This is a genomic window from Erwinia sp. JUb26 (assembly GCF_003751505.1).
GTDB lineage: Bacteria > Pseudomonadota > Gammaproteobacteria > Enterobacterales > Enterobacteriaceae > Erwinia.
On sequence record NZ_RJVB01000006.1, the window covers coordinates 397,434 to 409,713 of the forward strand.

At 58.7% G+C, this 12,280-nt stretch carries 14 protein-coding genes and 1 tRNA gene; 4 read left to right on the forward strand and 11 right to left on the reverse strand.

Features of this window, described 5'->3' with window-relative positions; genetic code table 11:
* Positions 1–72 precede the first annotated feature (72 nt).
* On the reverse strand, positions 73–369 hold the full coding sequence (locus EC836_RS17315) for a YfcZ/YiiS family protein (protein WP_123335348.1): 297 nt from the start codon (positions 367–369) through the stop codon (positions 73–75).
* Between the two features lie 371 nt (positions 370–740).
* Here EC836_RS17315 and fadL point away from each other — a divergent pair, with 371 nt between their 5' ends.
* Entirely contained in the window at positions 741–2,024 is a 1,284-nt protein-coding gene (fadL, locus tag EC836_RS17320) for a long-chain fatty acid transporter FadL (protein ID WP_123335350.1), read from the forward strand.
* 83 nt (positions 2,025–2,107) lie between these two features.
* On the opposite strand, the gene mlaA is transcribed toward fadL, so the two are convergent.
* From mlaA to ccmA, 9 genes are all read right to left on the reverse strand, one after another.
* Positions 2,108–2,869, reverse strand: coding sequence for a phospholipid-binding lipoprotein MlaA (gene mlaA, locus EC836_RS17325; RefSeq protein WP_123335352.1), 762 nt, complete (start codon positions 2,867–2,869; stop codon positions 2,108–2,110).
* A 20-nt stretch (positions 2,870–2,889) separates the two neighbouring features.
* Positions 2,890–4,464, reverse strand: coding sequence for a cytochrome c-type biogenesis protein CcmH (locus EC836_RS25005; RefSeq protein ID WP_233599356.1), 1,575 nt, complete (start codon positions 4,462–4,464; stop codon positions 2,890–2,892).
* Positions 4,461–5,018 (reverse strand): DsbE family thiol:disulfide interchange protein, encoded by a 558-nt coding sequence (locus EC836_RS17340; RefSeq protein WP_123335354.1) that lies wholly within the window; start codon positions 5,016–5,018, stop codon positions 4,461–4,463. Before EC836_RS17340 ends, EC836_RS25005 begins: the two co-directional genes overlap by 4 nt.
* The gene (locus EC836_RS17345) at positions 5,015–6,967 is read right to left on the reverse strand and encodes a heme lyase CcmF/NrfE family subunit (protein ID WP_123335356.1); all 1,953 of its coding nucleotides are present in this window, start codon (positions 6,965–6,967) and stop codon (positions 5,015–5,017) included. Before EC836_RS17345 ends, EC836_RS17340 begins: the two co-directional genes overlap by 4 nt.
* Positions 6,964–7,446 (reverse strand): cytochrome c maturation protein CcmE, encoded by a 483-nt coding sequence (gene ccmE / locus EC836_RS17350; protein ID WP_123335358.1) that lies wholly within the window; start codon positions 7,444–7,446, stop codon positions 6,964–6,966. The genes EC836_RS17345 and ccmE overlap by 4 nt, the downstream gene beginning before the upstream one ends.
* The gene (gene ccmD, locus EC836_RS17355; protein ID WP_123335360.1) at positions 7,430–7,675 is read right to left on the reverse strand and encodes a heme exporter protein CcmD; all 246 of its coding nucleotides are present in this window, start codon (positions 7,673–7,675) and stop codon (positions 7,430–7,432) included. The genes ccmE and ccmD overlap by 17 nt, the downstream gene beginning before the upstream one ends.
* Positions 7,672–8,415, reverse strand: coding sequence for a heme ABC transporter permease (locus EC836_RS17360; RefSeq protein WP_123335364.1), 744 nt, complete (start codon positions 8,413–8,415; stop codon positions 7,672–7,674). The genes ccmD and EC836_RS17360 overlap by 4 nt, the downstream gene beginning before the upstream one ends.
* 76 nt (positions 8,416–8,491) lie before the next feature.
* Positions 8,492–9,151 carry a heme exporter protein CcmB gene (gene ccmB / locus EC836_RS17365; protein WP_123335366.1) on the reverse strand — a complete coding sequence of 220 codons (660 nt, stop codon included), beginning with the start codon at positions 9,149–9,151 and terminating at the stop codon, positions 8,492–8,494.
* Entirely contained in the window at positions 9,151–9,768 is a 618-nt protein-coding gene (ccmA, locus tag EC836_RS17370) for a cytochrome c biogenesis heme-transporting ATPase CcmA (RefSeq protein WP_123335368.1), read from the reverse strand. Before ccmA ends, ccmB begins: the two co-directional genes overlap by 1 nt.
* A 272-nt stretch (positions 9,769–10,040) precedes the next feature.
* On the opposite strand from ccmA, the gene EC836_RS17375 reads away from it, so the two are divergent.
* The 3 genes from EC836_RS17375 (at position 10,041) to EC836_RS17385 (ending at position 11,851) form a co-directional block, all read left to right on the forward strand.
* Positions 10,041–10,967 (forward strand): formate/nitrite transporter family protein, encoded by a 927-nt coding sequence (locus tag EC836_RS17375; RefSeq protein WP_123335369.1) that lies wholly within the window; start codon positions 10,041–10,043, stop codon positions 10,965–10,967.
* A 69-nt stretch (positions 10,968–11,036) separates the two neighbouring features.
* Positions 11,037–11,111, forward strand: a tRNA-Arg gene (locus EC836_RS17380).
* 125 nt (positions 11,112–11,236) lie between these two features.
* Positions 11,237–11,851, forward strand: a complete 615-nt coding sequence (locus tag EC836_RS17385) for a DapH/DapD/GlmU-related protein (RefSeq protein ID WP_123335371.1) — start codon at positions 11,237–11,239, stop codon at positions 11,849–11,851.
* A 264-nt stretch (positions 11,852–12,115) separates the two neighbouring features.
* Here EC836_RS17385 and EC836_RS25140 read toward each other — a convergent pair.
* Positions 12,116–12,280: T6SS immunity protein Tli4 family protein (locus tag EC836_RS25140; protein WP_370348088.1), on the reverse strand; the 165-nt coding region annotated here is incomplete at its 5' end.

The following is a 12,280-nucleotide window of genomic DNA, read 5'->3' on the forward strand; positions in this document are numbered from 1 at the left end:
TGCGAGAGAAAACACGGTTTGTGGGGAGCATGGCGCTCCCCACCGCGGGTCAGCACATACCGGCCTGCAAGATTAGCGCAGACCGAGCTGGAAGATCAGCGTTTCGGCCTGGCAGCTGAAGGTAAAGCTGCAGTCGAGCACCACGCCGTCCGGCGTTTCAGCAAAAGCACTCTCGATGACGCAGGGATCGGACTCGACCTCACGCGCTTTCGCCGTCAGCGACGTCAGCATCGCTTCGGCTTCGCTACGGTTAGCGAAAGTACGATGGTAAGCCGCCGTACAGTCGGTGTTATCCATCACGGTGCCCACATCTACGCAGCAACAGGCTGCCGTTTCGCTGGCGCTACAGCGGTTAATTGCGTCGGTCATTTCATCCTCCGGCATGCCGCGACAGTGAGCGGCAGGTTAATTTAAGACTACGTCCATTTTACGCCGGCGGCTTTTCCGGCTCCAGCGGGCGGGCGAAATGAGTCCTGGAAGTGATGAAAATCACACTATTATTTGATCCACCGCAATCAGAGACGGTGTGCGAAATTTCAGCCTGTAAGTTTTTGTTAGTCAGATCTCTTTTCTTGCATCATTTTGGAAATAAGTCGAAAACATTATTGCAACATCTGTACAGGTCGGACCTATACTTGGGCCACTGGTCTGATTTGTTGCCTGTCAGTCAGTCCCTACAATCCGCGATCCCTTGTTACTTCAAGTAACAGAGTTTAATAAAATCTAATGAGGTTGTGGTTATGAACCATAAAAACCTGTTTACGAAATCTACACTTGCCGTGGCAGTGGCCCTTGTTTCTTCAAATGTGTTTGCGGCTGGCTTTCAGCTGAATGAATTTTCCTCTATTGGTTTAGGCCGTGCCTACTCCGGCGAAGGTGCGATGGGCGATACCGCCGCGTCCGCCAGCCGTAACCCTGCAACCATGGCGCTGATGGATCGCCCGATGTTCTCCGTCGGCGCCGTATTTATCGATCCCGGCGTAGATATCGACGGCCAGTCGGCCAGCGGTAAAAGCCTGGATGCGAGCAATATCGCCCCAACTGCCTGGGTGCCGAATATTCACTACGTGCAGCCGTTGAACGATCAGTGGTGGTTAGGTGCCAGCGTGACGTCTAACTACGGCCTGGCGACCGAATTTAACGACAGCTACACCGCCGGGCCTTACGCCGGTAAAACCGACCTGACCACCATGAACTTTAACCTCAGCACCGCCTACCGCCTGAACCAGCACTTCAGCCTGGGCGTGGGCTTTGATGCGGTTTATGCGCGTGCCAAAATTGAACGCTACGCCGGTGAATCACTCGGCTCGCTGGGTATTCCGGCGAATACCCAGATTGCCCACCTGAAGGGTGATGAATGGGGCTACGGCTGGAACGCTGGTATTCTGTATGAAGTGGATGAAAATAACCGCTTCGGCCTGACCTACCGTTCTGAAGTGAAGATCGATTTCGACGGTGACTACCGCAGCAGCCTGCCAAGCTCAATTAACCCGCTGAACCAGGCGCTGGGCCTCGGCCTGCCGTTTGGCACCGACGGCAACACCATCCCCGGCGCGCTGACGCTGAACCTGCCGGAAATGTGGGAAGTGTCCGGCTTCCACAAGGTGGCGCCGAAGTGGGCCGTGCACTACAGCCTGGCCTACACCAGCTGGAGCCAGTTCCAGGAGCTGAAAGCCACCGGCAGCAGCGGACAGGAGCTGTTCTACAAGGATGAGAGCTTCAAGGATGCCTACCGCATCGCGCTGGGTACCACCTACTATCATGACGATCACTGGACCTTCCGTACCGGTATCGCCTTCGATGACAGCCCGGTTCCAGCTCAGACCCGTTCCATTTCCATTCCGGACCAGGACCGTCTGTGGCTGAGCGCCGGTACGTCTTATGCCTTCAACGAAGACGCTTCGGTTGACGTTGGCGTTTCCTATATGCACGGCCAGCACGTGACAGTGAAAGAAGGTCCTTACACCTTCAACTCTACCGGTAAGGCCTGGCTGTACGGCGCAAGCTTTAACTACAAGTTCTGATTGCCGTTCAGTACGAAAAAGGCCCGCCGGGAAACCAGCGGGCCTTTTTTATGCAGCGCGACAGCGATAAAGCGCTGCGAACACTACGGCGAGTCGATATCGTTGAGTTCGTCTTTGATCGCCGCCGCATTCGGGTTTTCCTGCGGGATCAGCTTGCCGTCGCTGGCAAGGAAATCATGATGCTGGAAGTAGGCCGAACGCATAAAGGCATAAGGATCTCTCGAATTGCTCAGGATGGCGTCGGAGTCCAGCAGTTGCGCACGGGTTTCAATCCCTTCCAGCGCCCACTTACCGGCGGACATCCACCACGTCAGCCAGGCTAGCGGCGGATAGAGGTCATCCACCAGGCCACCGACATCCTCACGCGGGGTGAAGCTGCCGTAGCCAGGCACCACCACATACGTGCCGTAACCGACGCCGTAATGGCCCAGCGTGCTACCAAAGGCGCGCGGTTCTTCTTTTGCCAGTTTCGGGTTGGCCATTGAAGCCACATCAATCAGGCCGCCCATACCCAGCAGGGTATTCAGGAAGAAGCGGTTAAAGTGAATCATCGCCTTGTAGGGGTTCCCCTCAACGAAGTAGTTCACCATTGAGGCCGGTTCATCCAGGTTGCTGAAGAAGTTACCCAGCCCGTTTCGCGCCGGTACCGGTACGTAGTCACGCCATGCGACCGCAACGGGGCGCAGGACATACGGATCCAGCACGTTGTAGTTAAAGTTGAACATTGACCGGTTGAAACCTTCCAGCGGATCGGAACGTCCCTGAGGATCATCGGCGTTCTTAGAGCTGGCGCAGCCCACCATCATTACGCTTGCCAGCACTAAGCCCGTCAGGCGATAGTTCATTTTTTTCTCCCTGTACTGGTTTATGGATTATCGTCTGCCACCTGCTGGTCGATTGTGACCGCAAGCTGCTGTTGACCGTTGAATGGCGTAACCTCGCTCAGCCCGAACCAGTCACCGGGCTGAGGATTGGCGCTGCCGTCGCGCGAAATTTCAACGCGAACCCGCACCTGATGCAGCGCTGAGAGCAAGCGCTCCGGCATCATTGCGTTACTGTCATCCAGCGTGAGCGATAGAGGAAAATGGCTCAGCGGCAACTTTTTCACCGCAACGGGAACTGGAGTGGTTCCGTCAGAAACAGAAATATACAACACTCCACCTTCCGGTAACATTTTTTCTGCCTCCGGCGACAGATTTACCTGAAGCGCCAGACGACTGTTTTGCTGCCCGGACGCGCTTCTGGCCTGTGCAATACTGCGGCGAATGACCTCCACACGCGGGTCTTTGGCCGGCAAAAGTGCCAACATCTTATCCCAGGCTTCAATGGCTGCGGGGTAATCCTGCTGGTTAAAAGCATTAAATGCCAATAACCCCAGCAGGCGCAGGTTGGTGCCGTCGTGCTGTAACATCTCACTCAGCATAGCGCCTGCCCGGCGGTTATCCTGCGTATCGCCGGAGCGCGTCAGCACCTCGGCGTAGCTCAGCCTGACCTCGGCATTATCCGGTACCAGCTTCAGGGCACGCTCGAAGGACTGCGTGGCGATGGCGGGATTGTTCAGTACCATCCCCAGCCTACCCAGCATCATCCAGTCGTTCAGATTATGCGGTTCACGCTGCAGTTCGCTGCGAATGCCCAGTGCCAGTTGCACCAGCTGTTCCACGTTCAGCGGCGCGGCCTGCGGGTCCATCACCTGCCTGCGCAAAGCGGGCAGCTCGCTTTTTACCTGCTGCCAGGCCAGCACCTGCGGCAGCCCGCCGATTTTCAAATAAAATCCCACGCTGATAACCGCCAGCAGCACGCCGCCCGGCAGCAGCGCCCAGCGGCTCAGCGGCTGGGCTGTCGGCGGCTCTGTCAGGACAGGGTTCCGGCTGGCAGGATCGCATGGAGGGGGCGACATAAGCCCTCCATCCGCCAGACCTGACGCGCTCGGCAGGGACGGCGCTCGCGCGAACTCCGTCGCCTGGCGTTCGGCGTTCGGCTCCATCTGACCAACATCGTAACACTGGCTCCCTCTCACGCGTTGACTCGCGGTTCCGGTTCCGGCGGCACCAGAACGCTGCCGCCCGCGCAGCACAATCACCAGCGCGCCCATGACGATAAACAGCAAAGGGCCAGCCCAGAGGATTAACGTCGAGGGCTGCACCGGCGGCTGATAGGAAACAAAATTGCCGTAGCGGTCGATCATCCACGCCTTTATCTGCTCCGGGGTTTGCCCCTGGCGCAGCAGCTCGTAGACCTTCAGGCGCATATCCGCCGCGATCGTTGAGTTAGAGTCGGCGATGCTGTTGTTCTGGCATTTCGGGCAGCGCAGCGATTCGGTCAGATGACGGTACTGCTGCTCCTGACTCACCGAGTCAAACTGCCGGGTATCGATGCTGTCCGCCAGTGCGGCGGTGCTCAATAACATCAGAGCCAGGACGATCAGAAAATGCTTCATGGCGCATCCTCCCGGCTGTATTTCAGCCAGAGCGGCTTTATTTCATCCCGCCAGACCTTTTCGTTCAGATCACCGGCGTGCCGGTAGCGGATAATGCCGCGGCCATCAATCAGGAAGGTTTCCGGTGCGCCATACACACCCAGATCCAGCCCCAGCATGCCGTTACCGTCATACAGGCTCAAGGTGTAAGGATTACCCAGGGTATTCAGCCAGTTCACCGCCTTCAGGCGATCGTCCTTATAGTTCAGCCCTACCACCCGCACTCCCTGCGTCGCCAGCGCATTCAAATACTGATGTTCCGCCCTGCAGGTCGGGCACCAGGTCGCCCAGACGTTCAGCAGGATCGGCCGACCGGTCAGCAGCACCGATCTGTCGTACACTTTCCCCGGCGGCTCCAGCGACTCCAGCCGGAATTCCGGCACTGGTTTGCCCACCAGCGCGGATTCCAGACGGGTAGGATCGTCGCCGCTGGCGTTGCGGCTTAGCTGCCACAGCAGCGCTGCCGCCAGCAGCAGAAACAGGAACAGCGGGATAAACAATATTTTCCTGTTCATGCCGCCCCCGGTGTTTTTTTGCGCGCGCGGTAACGGGGATCCAGCAGGCAAAGCACGCCGCCTGCGGCCATCAGCAGGCCGCCGTACCAGATCCAGCGCACAAAGGGTTTGTAGTAAATGCGCACCGCCCAGGCATTGCCCTCCAGCTCTTCCCCCAGCGCGGCGTACAGATCGCGGGTGAAGCCGCCATCAATCGCGGCTTCGGTCATCATAGTGCGGGCCACGCTGTAGTAGCGTTTTTCCGCATACAGCGTGGCCTCCGGCTGACCGTTGAGGGTGACGTCGATGATGCCCACGCCGCCTGAGTAATTTGGCCCCTGCAGGCTGCGCAGCGCGCGGAAGGTGAAATGATAGTTATGGATATCCACCGAGTCTCCGGCCTTCATCCTGACGTCGCGCTCCACGCTGTAGTTCTGACTGAAGGCGATGCCAATCACCGTGACCGCGACGCCGAGATGGCCGAGCACCATGCCCCAGTGGCTGCGCGACAGGTGCAGCAGCCCTTTGAAAAAGCCGTGACGATGGGCAGCGCGTTCGTGCAGCTCCATCAGCGTCAGCACTATCACCCAGATCGCCATCAGCAGGCCAACGACGGTCATCGCCTCAATCCGATCCTGCATCAGCCACGGCAGCAGAATCGACAGCGCGCAGGTCGCCAGCGCGGCAAAGCCCAGCCTTTTCCACAGCGTTTCAGGATTGTCCCGCCGCCAGCGTACCAGCGGCCCGATGCCCAGCATCAACGCCATCGGCGCCATTAACCAGGTAAACAGTGTATTAAAGAAAGGCTCGCCGATGGAAATACTGCCCAGCCCCAGCTGCTTATGCACCAGCGGCAGCATTGTACCGAGCAGCAGCACCAGCATGGCGGCGATTAGCAGCACGTTATTGCCCAGCAGGAACGATTCACGCGACCAGACATCGTTTTGCACTCTGCCACGTACCCGCCCCCCCTTAATGGCGTACAGCAGCAGCGATCCACCGATAGCGATGACCAGGAAGGCGAGGATAAACATGCCGCGCGCCGGATCGGAGGCGAATGCGTGCACCGAGACCAGCACGCCGGAACGGACCAGAAAGGTGCCCAGCAGGCTGAGTGAAAAGGCGGTAATCGCCAGCAGCACCGTCCACGCCTTAAAGGCGCCGCGCTTTTCGGTGACCGCCAGCGAGTGCAGCAGCGCGGTTCCGGCCAGCCACGGCATCAGCGAGGCGTTCTCCACCGGATCCCAGAACCACCAGCCTCCCCAGCCCAGCTCATAATAGGCCCAGGCCGATCCCAGCACGATACCGACGGTCAGAAACACCCAGGCGGCAATCGTCCAGGGGCGCGACCAGCGGGCCCACGCCGTATCAAGCCGACCGGCCAGCAGCGAGGCAATGGCAAACGCAAAGGCCACGGAGAAGCCGACGTAGCCCATATACAGCAGCGGCGGATGGAAGATCAGCCCGATATCCTGCAGCATCGGGTTAAGATCGTTGCCGTCAATCGGCAGGTCCGGCAGCGTGCGAACAAACGGGTTTGAGGTCAGGGTGATAAACAGCAAAAAGGCCAGGTTGATCATCCCCATTACCGCCAGCACGCGGGCGATGGCTTCCGGCGGCATGCTGCCGCTGAACAGGGCGACCGCCAGCGTCCAGCCGCTGAGCAGCAGCACCCACAGCAGCAGCGATCCCTCATGCGCGCCCCAGGTCGCCGCCACGCGATACCAGACCGGCAGCAGGCTGTTGGAATTAGCGGCCACGTACGCCACGCTGAAATCATTGGCCACAAAGGCGTGTATCAGTACGAGAAAAGCACCGGCAACGCAGGCGAACAGCCCAACGGCCAGCGGTCGCGCCAGTGCCATCAGATGCGTATCCCGGCGGGTAGCGCCCCACAGCGGATAGATTATCAGCAGCAGGGACACGCCCAGCGCCAGGCACAGCAGGAGACTGCCGACTTCCGGGATCATGGCGTACGTTCCCGGCGCATGCCGGAAGCGGCGGGCAGATGATTTTTCTTCATCGCATCACTGATTTCCGGCGGGGTGTATTTCTCATCGTGCTTCGCCAGCACCTCTTTTGCCTGCACGTGGCGGCTGTCCTCCAGCACGCCCTGCGCCACCACGCCCTGCCCCTCGCGGAACAGGTCCGGCAGAATTCCCTCATAGCTGATGTTAATCACCCCGCTGTTGTCGTACAGCTGGAACGACACCTTCAGCGTGTGGGGATCCCGCTTCACGCTGCCCGGCATCACCATGCCGCCAACCCGCAGCCGCTGGCCCGGGGCGGGCTTCAGCCGTGCTTCCCCTTTGCCGTCGATAATTTCGCTGGGGGTATAGAACAGGTCGATATTGGCGCGCAGTGCGTACATCACCAGCGCGGTGGCGATGCCGAGGCCAGCGAGCACCACCAGCGTCAGGATCAGGCGATTTTTACGACGTGAATTCATGACTGCCCCCTGCCGACGTGGGGCGGTTTTTATTGAGTTTTGCCGCCCGGATACGCTGTTCGCGCGCCTGACGCTGGCGGATTGCCGTCAGCAGGCGACGGCGCTGGATGACAGTACAGAGGATCAGGCCACCGAGGCTCAGCAGCGCGCAGGCCACCGCCAGCCAGACATAGCTGGCATAGCCGCCCATCGCAAAGAAGTCCTGCCAGTTGGAGAATGCCGGAGTCATACCCTGCGCCCTCCTTTTAGGGCGATCGCCACCACCCACGGACGATGGCTTTCGCTCAGCAGCAGCAGGTTGCGCAGGCGCATCAGCGTGAGAGTCACAAAGACCAGCAGCATACCGAGAATTGACCAGCGCAGCGGCGAGCGCATGCTGGGATCGATGGCCTGCTGCATCACGCCGGAGGATCCCTGATGCAGCGTGTTCCACCACTCGACCGAGTAGTGAATAATCGGCAGATTCACCACGCCGACGAGGATCAGGATCCCGGCGGCGCGGCCACCCGTGCGGCGATCGTCAAAGGCGTGACGTAGGGCGATCGCGCCCATATACAGGAACAGCAGAACCAGCTCCGAGGTGAGCCGCGCATCCCAGATCCACCAGGTGCCCCACATCGGTTTTCCCCATGCCGCGCCGGTCACCAGGGCGATAAAAGCGTAAACGGCACCGATCGGGGCCATCGCTGCGGCAGCGAGATCGGCCGTTTTCCACTGCCACACCAGGCCAACGAACGCCGCAACGGCCATGGCCGCGTAGATCCCCATCGACCACATCGCGGCGGGAACATGGATATAAATGATGCGATAGCTGTCGCCCTGCTGATAGTCCGCCGGGGAAAAACCCAGTCCCCACGCCCATCCCAGCAGCAGTGCCAGTGTACCGGCGGCCGCACACCAGGGAATGAAACGCCCGCAGATGTGATACAGCCGCTCCGGCTTGCTCAGTTGATGGATCCATTTCAACATGTTTAACCTGCTCACAATAAAAGAAAAAACGTTCGGTGCTTCACGCCCGGCACGCGATGGTTGGGGTTGTGCCTTGCTACTGCAAGCCGATCCTGAGCGCGGCGGCGGTAGCAAACGGCGCAAGGGCAAAACTCCCGGCCAGCAACGCGCCGAGGATCGCCAGATAGCCGCCAATCGGCAGCCCCTGCCCGGCAGCATCCATCGCGCTGCTGGCAAAAATCAGTATCGGGATCGCCAGCGGCAGGACCAGCAGGCTTAACAGCACGCCGCCTCGCCGCAGGCCGACTGTCAGCCCCACGCCGATAGCACCTAGGAAGCTCAGCGTAGGCATGCCCAGCAGCAGGGTTAACGCCATCGCGCGCCAGCTGGCAACATCCAGCGACAGCAGCAGCGCAGCCAGCGGGGAGAGCAGCAGCAGCGGCAGGCCGGTGACCATCCAGTGTGCGGCCACCTTGCCCAACACGGTCAGCGGCAACGACGCGGGCATCAGCAGCAGCTGTTCCAGCGAGCCATCGATAAAATCATCGCGAAACAGCCTCTCCAGCGCCAGCAAAGAGGACAACAGCGCGGCAACCCAGACGATGCCCGGCGCAATCCGCGCCAGCAGCTGTGGCTCCGGACCCACTCCCAGTGGAAAAAGAGTGATAACGATTAAAAAAAACCACAGCGGATTCATCACTTCCGATCCGCTGCGGAACGCAATTCGCAGCTCCCGCTTCAGCACGCGCCAGAACATCAGATTTCCTCCGCCGCGGTCAGCCGAACGAGGCTGATCTTCTGCTTGCCGAAGGGCAGCGGTTGGTGAGTAGTGAGGATCATCGCGCCTCCCTGCGCCGTGTGGCGGGCAAACAGCGCCATCAGCGCCTCTACTCCGGACCGATCAATCGCGGTCAGCGGCTCATCAAGGATCCACAACGGTGCCCGGGTCAGCCACAGCCGCGCCAGCGCCACGCGCCGCTGCTGGCCCGCCGACAGCTGCGCCACGGGGACATCTTCATAACCGCTGAGATCGACCTGCTCCAGCGCCTGCCACAGCAGCGACTGTGGGCAATCCGCATGGAAGAAGCGGAGGTTTTCCAGTGGGGTTAACACCGCCTTCACCCCCGGCTGATGCCCGAGGTACAGCAGACTGGCATGATAAACTTCACGCTGTCGATCAATGCGCTGCTGCTGCCAGAGTACCTCTCCCTCATCCGCCCGGCTCAGCCCGGCAAGAATGCGCAGCAGCGAGGTTTTCCCCGCGCCGTTCGCGCCGTCAACGTGTACGATTTCCCCAGCGGACACGGAAAAACTCAGGCCGCTAAACAGCGTCCGGTTATCGCGCCTACAGGTAAGATTTCTGGCAGCCAGCATGGAAGATTCACACATTGAAAACAGGGCGATGGATCATACCACAGGCCCGATGCCTGCCGGGAAACGCACGGGCAAGATATCCACACTAATCACGGGTTAATTCACTATTACAGCCGCCTTTTACCTGTGAAAACGTCGCAGTTAAAGCTTTGTTACTCTTCTGATTGCACGGCATCGTACGTTTCACCCTTTTGCCCTTCTTCTCATGCGCCTCTACCAGATAAAAAACTCCGCTACGCTTAACAGGTTATGAACGTGTCTCCGGGGGAAAGATGAACAATAAGCCGCATGATCAAAACGCTGAAAATGAAGTCGAAAGCGAAGAGAGCGAACAGGGAAAGGAAATTGAAGTCGATGAGGAAGTGCTGCCTTCCCGCGCCGCCGCGGTGCATGAGCAGATACGTCAGGAGGGAGAAAAAGAGCTGGAGCGCGACGGTCTGGCGCTGTTGTTTTCGGCGATTGCCGCCGGCATTTCGATGGGTGCCTCGCTAATGGCGAAGGGCATTTTCCAGGTGAATCTGCACGAGGTGCCGGGCGGTTTCCTGCTGGAGAACCTCGGCTACACTTTCGGCTTCATCATCGTGATCATGGCCCGTCAGCAGCTGTTTACCGAGAACACGGTGACGGCGGTGCTGCCGGTGATGCATAAACCCACCCTGGGCAACGGCCTGCTGCTGATGCGGCTGTGGGGGCTGGTGCTGCTGGGCAACCTGATCGGCACGGCGCTGGCCTCGCTGGCCTTTATCCATATGCCGATTTTTGACGAGGCGACCCGCAGCGCGTTTGTCAGCATCAGCCAGAAAGTGATGGAGAACCCGGCGGAAGAGATGTTCGCCAACGCGGTGGTCTCCGGCTGGATCATCGCCACCATGGTCTGGATGTTTCCTTCCGCCGGAGCCGCCAAAATCTGGGTGATTATCCTGATGACCTGGCTGGTCGCGCTGGGCGATCTGGCCCATATCGTGGTTGGATCCGTCGAGATCTTCTATCTGGTCTTTAACGGCGATATCCCGTGGCAGCAGTTTATCTGGCCGTTCGCCCTGCCGACGCTGGCGGGCAATATCATCGGCGGCACCTTTATTTTTGCCCTGCTCAGCCACGCGCAAATCCGCAACGATATGCGCAACAAAGCCAAAGCCGAGGCGGAAGCAAAAGCGAAGCGCGAGAAGGAAAAGCAGCGCAAACCGGCGGCGGATTGATGGTAAATTGCGCAGTCAGTCAGGTAAGTAGTTAATCTGCGGCAGGAATTGCGCTATACTCCCGCCGCTGTCTCCTTAGTTAAATGGATATAACGAGCCCCTCCTAAGGGCTAGTTGCAGGTTCGATTCCTGCAGGGGACACCATTTCATCAGTTCGTATCCCGCTGCAACCGTGCTCCTCCCTATTGAAAACAGCGCATCCCATTCCGTCATGTTCCCGACATATCCTGCCGCTACACTCACGCCATCCGCGATGAGAGTAAAAGCACATGAATCACGTAAAGCTGGCAGAAACCTGGATCGATCCGAGCGTGCGGTTGCGCGAATGCGTCACTGGAAAGCAGTGCGAGGTGCTGGCAAACAGCCAGATGGAGTACAGCACGCTGGGTGATTTCTCCTACATTGGGGAATATTGCAGCGTGGCCGATGCCACGATTGGGAAGTTTGTCGCCATTGCCAACAGCGTGCGTATTGGCGCACCGAATCATCCGATGGATCGCCCTTCACAGCATCGCATCACCTACTGCCCGGAATACTATTCGGCCAGCGCGCAGCGCGACGCCGGGTTTTTCAGCCGCCGCCGGGACGATAAGGTCGTTATCGGCCACGACGTATGGATCGGCCATGCGGCGATAGTGCTGCCCGGGGTTACCGTCGGCGACGGCGCGGTGATTGCCGCCGGGGCGGTGGTCAGTAAAAACGTCGAGCCTTACACTATCGTCGGCGGCGTGCCTGCCAGAACTATCCGTTCACGCTTTTCACCGCAGATCGGTCTCAGGCTGCAGCAGATTGCCTGGTGGGACTGGCCGCTGGAAACCATTATTGCGCGGCTGGCCGATTTTCAGGATGCGGACGTTGAGGCATTTTGCGACAGGTGGGAGTGAGCATTGTCGTGCTGCCCTCCTCCTTTTTGCATTATATAAACCGCTGCTCCCGCAGATAACACAGCAGAACCTTTCCTTCCGCTTATTAGCCATCGCAGTATTTTCTTGCCTAAAGCTAAACATCCTCAAATAGACCGCCATTTTCATGAGAATGTTATATTATCGAGAGAGTAATAGATATTGCGAAGGAAATACCATCCAGCGCAGACAATAATTCAATTATTTCACTTCACGTAGCGATCATCATTTCTTTCAGTACCTAATTCAGAATGCTCCGGGGCGATATCTGAACGTTCGGGTGATTCTGTCCCAGATATCGACAAGCTGTGAATCGGTATAGTTTTTCGTTTCCAAACCAGAATTATTCAACTCAACTGAAAATACCGGATGCCTTAAATCGGCGATATCCTCATTACCATAAAACGTGAA